This is a genomic window from Chamaesiphon sp. (assembly GCF_041738855.1).
Taxonomy (GTDB): Bacteria; Cyanobacteriota; Cyanobacteriia; order Cyanobacteriales; family Chamaesiphonaceae; genus Chamaesiphon.
The window spans coordinates 22,037-28,672 of sequence record NZ_JBGSPA010000032.1 but is presented as its reverse complement, the minus strand read 5'-3'; the positions used below and the strand labels follow the sequence as shown (position 1 = coordinate 28,672).

Below are 6,636 nucleotides of genomic sequence, written 5' to 3'. Positions count from 1 at the left end.
TAAATACCGACGACACGAGTATCACCATTCAAGCCATATTTAGTAAAATCGACATTACCGTTGATGGAGCCAACGCTGGCAAACCGACCGATTGCTGGATTGACTAAGATACTCTCGAGATCGCCATCCCCCTGAATATCCACATCACCGAGCAATTTCCACGAGCTACTACTACCCAAATCGTTACCATCGTAGTCTCGGATCGATCCCAGATATTTAGCTGGGTCTTTGTTGAAGTCAGCTACAGATAATGAGTTTGGGATTGGGGTAGCTGTGGAAATTATGATGTCGTTGGCACTTAGCTTGGCGTTTTTGACAATTGCTAGTTGAGTGCTGCCAAAGCTGATAGTAGTATCAGTAGCACCAAATACAGTCGTCACGTCGCTAGCTTTACTGCCAGTTACCAGATCGACTTCAAGCGTATCGTCCAGCAGATCGAAGTCAGTAATCGTGTTCGGGGTTTTGGGTAAATCTAATCCCGAGAGCACAAATAGGTCTTGACCCGCACCGCCAGTAATAGTGTTGCCACCCAGACCGCCAAAAATCAGATCGTCGCCAGCACCGCCAATTATCGTGTCACTTTGATTGGCGTAGATCGTGTCGTCACCATCGCCACCATCCAAAGTATTGCCACCAGCTCCGGGCAAGCCACTCAAAACGTCGCTACCTGCCAAACCTAGCAGTGTATCCCCACTCTTACCGCTGTCGATAAACAATGTGTCGCTGCCAGATGTACCATTAATTATTGCCATTTAAATCTTCTGCTAAACGATTGGTCTACTTCAAATAAGTTTGGCAATCCCAACTGCGCGATATTATCTCATCACAGTTATCGATCGGTAGATAAATTATCGGAATTACTTGTGCCTGAGCAATAAGTATGATATGTGAATTTTTGAGTTAGGTTAAGTAAACTTAAAAATCTCAATCGATTCCTACCATTTCTCTGCTAGCTATACCATAGATAGATCTATAACCTCTAGAAAAGATTGTAGATAAATTTGCCAACTTGTAGGGTTATACGCTGCTAGTCCCAAAATAGATCTCTGTACTTCGAGAGAGGAGTGTAAATTTTTGATTCAGCCAATGGATAGAGATTAGTACAAAGTACTGAGTTAGAGGGATGCCCAATCGGTAATTTGAATATGAGTCTCTATCTATCTATCTAAAGGTAGATTGTAATAATTTACTCGACCGACTTGTCGATAGAGATTAGGAATTATTATTAAATTTAGTTGCTGTTTTAACCACTGTCAGCTCCAAAATAAATATCTGTCTTTTGATAGAGCATGAGTCATTATTTATTTAGCTAGCGTAGATAAATTAGTACTTTTACTGAGTTAGATATCTACCGCATCGGTTGCAAAATCTTAGCTAGTATTTTCGCTCTAAAGACCGATCGCACTTAACTAAATCATCTAAAAAAATAACCCCTAAAAAGGAGTTGTATAGAAAATTAAATATTATAGATAAAACTAGAATGTTTTTTTAGTTGTCGGTCGCTCGACCTTAATTTTACGTCTAGAATAGACACCATATCCAAAAGCCGCTAGAGAGCCTAAGATAGTTGCTGGCTCTGGAACTGCGGCGATCGTTCCAGGGGTAACAGTGCCTGCACCAACGATCGTATTCGTGAAAGTTCCAACATCAGGATTATCAAAACCAGTGGTAACAAGAAAATAGTTAGTACCAGTATTTAGGGCTACAGTAAATCCTGAGTTACCTGTAGGCAAGCCAAATATATCATCGTTTGCAATTATGGCATTAAAGACTGAATCAGCAGGATTAAAGGAATTTTGGTAAAGAACAGTAAAATTATCAAAGTTAGCCGTACTTTGAAAAACATAGCTGTCTGGAGCACTAACAGTAAAACCAAAACTATTATAAGGAACGGCTTCTCCTGCGCCTCCAGAGATCGCTGTTGGCGGACTAGAAAAATTATCAACAGGTCGATTGAAGACGGGACCACCGAGAGTAGTTTCAGTGTAAGTAAAAGTAACGGCCTGAGCACTAGGAGTGAGTGAAGACATGGATGCTGTCAATCCCCAGACAATGCTAGCACCTACGAAAGTAGCTTTGTTATTTTTAAACATGAGTCGATGTGATGAAAGAATCATATCTATATATTACCCAGCTACTCATATCGATCTTCTATCATCAGCATAATTTCAATAAAATTCAGCCACAATACTTAGTTTATTCGTCAAATCACTACAGCTCGATCGCTCTAAAGACAAATAGAGAATATAAATTTATGAGTGCGATCGAGCTAAAGTTAAATTATTTAGATGTTGAGAGAGGTCATCAGGATGCAGAAAGATTTATTCGATATTTGCAACCATAACTTGTCCTTACTAAGGGTATACGCTGCTAGTTTCAAATTGGATCTCTATGCGATCGAATTTTTTTTGACACATAAAAGTAATTTGAGCTGAGTCTAGATTTCTGCCGCCTGTAAGCTAAACTGAAACTACTACAGCGTTCTCTGTCCACTAGCGTCAATGGTTGAAGCAGCACATCTACTCGCAAAGATCGCCGAGGGCGATCGCAGTGCATTGTCCGCGCTCTACGATCGCTACTCACGGATCATTTACGCGATCGCCTGGAAAAGTCTCAACTCAGTAGAAGACTGCGAAGAAGTTGTTTTAGAAATATTCACCCAAATCTGGCGGATTGCCGATCGGTTTGATGTCAACAAAGGTTCGGTAGAGCAGTGGATCTTTACCTTGGCGCGCAGTAGGATTATAGATCGGTTACGCAAAATCCAACGCCTCAATAAAGTCCATGAGGCACTCGCTGCGGGTAAAGAGATCGAATTTCCAACTAGGAGCGTAGATCCAATTGAAGATCTCGAAATTGGCGAACGACAGCAACAAGTGCTCGCAGCATTGAATCAAATCCCCCCACTACAACGCCAAGTCATCGAGATGGCTTATTATCAAGGTTTTACTCATACCGAAATTGCCGCAGCGACTGGACTATCGCTGGGAACTGTAAAAACGCGGCTGCGACTGGGATTGAGTAAACTAAAAGTAGCTTTTGAAAGTGCATCATCAGTAGTCAGTGGGCAATACTAAGCCAACCCAAACCCCGTGCCCGATAGATGTATCATGAACGACCATAGATGTTTTTGCGATCTCGCACCACTATACGCACTCGATCTACTCGATCTAGAAGAACGCCTCTGGGTAGAGGCTCAAATTTTGGAGTGTCCCGATCTCGCCGATGAGTTGGCAAGTTATCAAGCTGCGGTAGGAGTTATCCCCTATGGTGCCGCCATCGTGCCGATGGCGGCAGATCTCAAGCAGCGGCTGTTCGATCGCCTTGCTGCTCCTGTGGACGAGCTACTGAGTACCGATCCGGTAGACATCCGCCCCAATCCCCAGCCCGAAATCCAGTCAGCCGAACAATCTGAGCCAACAATGGTGGTAGTCAGATCCGGAGATCTGGAATGGTATCCCTACCAGACAGAGGGCGTAGAAGTGGCAATGCTGTACCTAGATCCAGTCAATCGGATGTGTTCCGCCATCGTCAAAGCAGCGGATGGCATCATCTACCCACTGCATCAACATTGTGGGATTGAAGAGATCTACATGCTAGAAGGCGAACTCGAAATCGGCGGGCAGGTTTATCTCGCTGGGGACTATATTCGCTCGTATCCCAATTCAGTCCATCCACCTGCGACTACCAAGGGTTGTAAGTTTTTCATTCGCGCTTCGCTCGATGATTGCTATGACGAAAATCTGATAAATTTGCCGCGATCGTCTGTGGGGTAAAGATCTCCGCAGTAGCATCGCCATCGTCTCAAGATATGATATAATTGTACTAAATAATTACTGACGATCGCACTTTTAGCAGGAGTACCAACTCAGATGAAGCTAACTAAAATTGATTTGAGCGGCTTGAGAGCGATCGCGCATGATGAAGATGGACTCAAGCTGATCGTCGAACGTGAAAACGAGATCGAGTATATCGAAATTCCCGCACCGCTAGCCGCTTACGAAGGCTTGCAGCTACTCGACTCGATCGTGGCAGCTCCAGCCGCAATCGAGAGTGTAGCACCGATTGAGATGTTGCCTGCCTGTTCCACGATGGCTGCTCAAGTCGGCTACGATCGGGAACGGGAAATCCTGCAAATTGAGTTTAATAGTGGTGCCGTGTACCAATACTCAGCCGTCGAGCCGGAACTGTGGGCAGAGCTACAATCGACTGATTCGATCGGGAGCTTTTACAACCAAGAAATCAAAGGCTTGTATCCATCGACAAAAATTGAGTAATGCTGGTAAATAGCATTTTACTGTTGAGGACAATCTTGTCTGGGGATGTTGTCGCCAAGGAGACGATCGCGTTGTCATGGGTACACTAAGCTAGACCTGTACCCCACAACCGTAGCCTGATGTTTCAACACCTTCAATATCCGTTGCACATTACCTTCAAAATCTGGACTCTTTCTCCCAACCGAGTTTCAGTGACAGACAACCAAGGCAAACTATTGTTTGTGATGCGTCAAAAAGCATTCCGGCTCAAAGAAGCGATCGTCATTTATGGTGACGAGCAACTCCAGCAGCCACTATATGAAATTAAAGCCGATCGGATTATTGATTTTTCGGCGCGTTATAACTTTAACAATCTCAACGGAACCGATCTCGGCGGCATCAAGCGACATGGGCTGAAATCACTGTGGAGTGCTAGATATGATGTATTCGATCGCTTGGCGGCAACACGCCCGCTGATGACGATTCAGGAAGACGATCCGTGGATTAAAGTCTGCGACACACTATTTGCCGAAATCCCGTTGCTGGGTATGTTTACAGGCTATGTATTCAATCCAACTTATACACTTGCCCGCGATGGTGGGGGGCAGGTGATGAAACTCTCCAAAATTCCTGGTTTCTTCTCACGGCACTATACCATTCAAAAAGTCGATCGGCTGGAAACTCAAGCAGAACTGCAAGCTATTCTCGGCATTCTGATGATGATTTTTCTCGAACGCAGTCGTGGCTAAAGCGTCTCAAAGTCACGATACCCCTCCTGTCTTGGTTTCCGGCGGCAATAGTGCCGCTAGCAACTCATACTGTTCTACTGTTAGTTCCGTAGTGTAGGCTGGAGTCATGGCTTCCTCGATGGCTGTCTAGATTTTGAATTTTATCCAGCCTAACAATTCGTGGAAGCTTTTTCTCTACTGGTGCCTGTTTATACTTTCCAAACATCCTCTAAGTATCTGTTGTCATTTCGATATCACCTTAGTTCAATTTTTCACTGGAGAAATGGGAAAGTGTCCCAACCTGGACAATTGGCGAGTACCCAAGCGACAATCCCTAACCACCGTTCCCAGTCAGTCATTCGATCTGGAGGTAGCTCGTCTTTTTCTGGAGGGAGTACTATCGCAAAAAACGTCACCGCCACTGTCGGTAGTCGAAGTATCGCGTAGACTAGGATGCAATCGTCGAATCCTTTACAAATATTTCCCCGATCTCTGTTCGGAGATCGCTAGTATCTATAAAAACTATCTCCAATAATCGTGTGAGGAGAATTTAGCCTCTTGTTGCCATCAGGTACAACAGATTGTCGGTCAACTGTACAGAGAAGGTCAATATCCCACTGAAAGTCGAGTTGCCCAGTTGATGGATAAGCCAAACTTTCTGCGTTATGAGAAAGTTCGGTCTGTTTTAAGGGTTGCAAGGAGTCATTATGCACCTGCAACAACTTGTGTGGAAGCATAACTTTGCCATCTCATATTGGAAGCATAAGCTTGCCGTTGCGGCAAAGTTATGGGTTAAGTCACACAAAGCCTAACAGCTAACATCTAACTAAGAACGGAGAGGGTGAGATTCGAACTCACGGAAGCTTGCACCTCATCCGATTTCAAGTCGGACGCATTCGACCACTCTGCCACCTCTCCAGATATGAGTATCCTATCTTAGCATGATTTGCTAGCGCGCAAGCAGCCGCAACCGCAAAAAATTTCGCTCTGTGGCTGCTGCTGGTTATGGATCGACTCGATCGACAACTGGGTCGAGACTGGTAGGATCTGAAGGTAGCTGCGGGGATAATGAATGGATAAACGTGCTTACCAGATGGACGAGCGATAAACCCAATGCTACTGCCGAGAGTAGGTAACTATGAATGGTAAATAAATGCTCTAGGCTAATCGTACCGATCGCATCGCCACCCAGCAACAACTGGCGCAGAAATTGACCGATAAACGGAACGCTTTCGATAATCGATAGCTCGATATTGAGCCGCCAGTACCCCAATTGTGACCACTCCAAATTCATCGCTGTCCAACCGAGACCGATCGCCGTCAGCGTCAAGAATATTCCCGATATCCAGCCTACAATCCAGCCCCCCACCAGTTGGCGACCAAAAAACATCACCACAATTTGGATTAGAGAAACAGCAATCAAACCATTTCCAGCAATATTGTGCAAACTTATCATCAGCCAACCATTCGCCACTTGGTTATTGATATAGGCGATCGACGAATAAGCATTGGTGGTCGATGGCGTGTAGTAAAAAGCCAGCGATACACCAGTAATCGCCGCCAATAAACACAGAGCGAAGATCGCAATCGCCAGGATGGTTGCTAGTTTCTGGAGCCAGGAATTGTAACGCGCAGTATTCATCAGTAATACC

General features: G+C 44.8%; 8 protein-coding genes and 1 tRNA gene. 5 read left to right on the top strand and 4 right to left on the bottom strand.

Going from position 1 to position 6,636, the window contains the following annotated elements; genetic code table 11:
- On the bottom strand, nt 1-752 hold a 752-nt coding region (locus ACEW9I_RS04100; protein ID WP_373539092.1), incomplete at its 3' end, for a calcium-binding protein.
- 723 nt (nt 753-1,475) lie between these two features.
- On the bottom strand, nt 1,476-2,093 hold the full coding sequence (locus tag ACEW9I_RS04095) for a PEP-CTERM sorting domain-containing protein (RefSeq protein ID WP_373539091.1): 618 nt from the start codon (nt 2,091-2,093) through the stop codon (nt 1,476-1,478).
- 408 nt (nt 2,094-2,501) lie between these two features.
- On the opposite strand from ACEW9I_RS04095, the gene ACEW9I_RS04090 reads away from it, so the two are divergent.
- The 5 genes from ACEW9I_RS04090 (at nt 2,502) to ACEW9I_RS04070 (ending at nt 5,519) form a co-directional block, all read left to right on the top strand.
- Nucleotides 2,502-3,077: a sigma-70 family RNA polymerase sigma factor gene (locus ACEW9I_RS04090; protein ID WP_373539090.1), complete on the top strand. Its 576-nt coding sequence runs from the start codon at nt 2,502-2,504 to the stop codon at nt 3,075-3,077.
- Nucleotides 3,078-3,110: 33 nt separating this feature from the next.
- Complete coding sequence (locus ACEW9I_RS04085; RefSeq protein ID WP_373539089.1) at nt 3,111-3,776, top strand: cupin domain-containing protein; 666 nt, start codon at nt 3,111-3,113, stop codon at nt 3,774-3,776.
- A gap of 96 nt (nt 3,777-3,872) precedes the next feature.
- Nucleotides 3,873-4,277 carry a KTSC domain-containing protein gene (locus tag ACEW9I_RS04080; RefSeq protein ID WP_373539088.1) on the top strand — a complete coding sequence of 135 codons (405 nt, stop codon included), beginning with the start codon at nt 3,873-3,875 and terminating at the stop codon, nt 4,275-4,277.
- A gap of 119 nt (nt 4,278-4,396) precedes the next feature.
- A complete protein-coding gene (locus ACEW9I_RS04075) occupies nt 4,397-5,005 on the top strand; it encodes a hypothetical protein (RefSeq protein WP_373539087.1) in 609 nt (202 codons plus the stop codon).
- 262 nt (nt 5,006-5,267) lie between these two features.
- Nucleotides 5,268-5,519, top strand: a complete 252-nt coding sequence (locus ACEW9I_RS04070) for a hypothetical protein (RefSeq protein WP_373539086.1) — start codon at nt 5,268-5,270, stop codon at nt 5,517-5,519.
- Between the two features lie 298 nt (nt 5,520-5,817).
- On the opposite strand, the gene ACEW9I_RS04065 is transcribed toward ACEW9I_RS04070, so the two are convergent.
- A tRNA-Ser gene (locus ACEW9I_RS04065) sits at nt 5,818-5,902 on the bottom strand.
- Between the two features lie 85 nt (nt 5,903-5,987).
- A complete protein-coding gene (locus tag ACEW9I_RS04060; RefSeq protein WP_373539085.1) occupies nt 5,988-6,626 on the bottom strand; it encodes a cytochrome b N-terminal domain-containing protein in 639 nt (212 codons plus the stop codon).
- Nucleotides 6,627-6,636 lie beyond the last annotated feature (10 nt).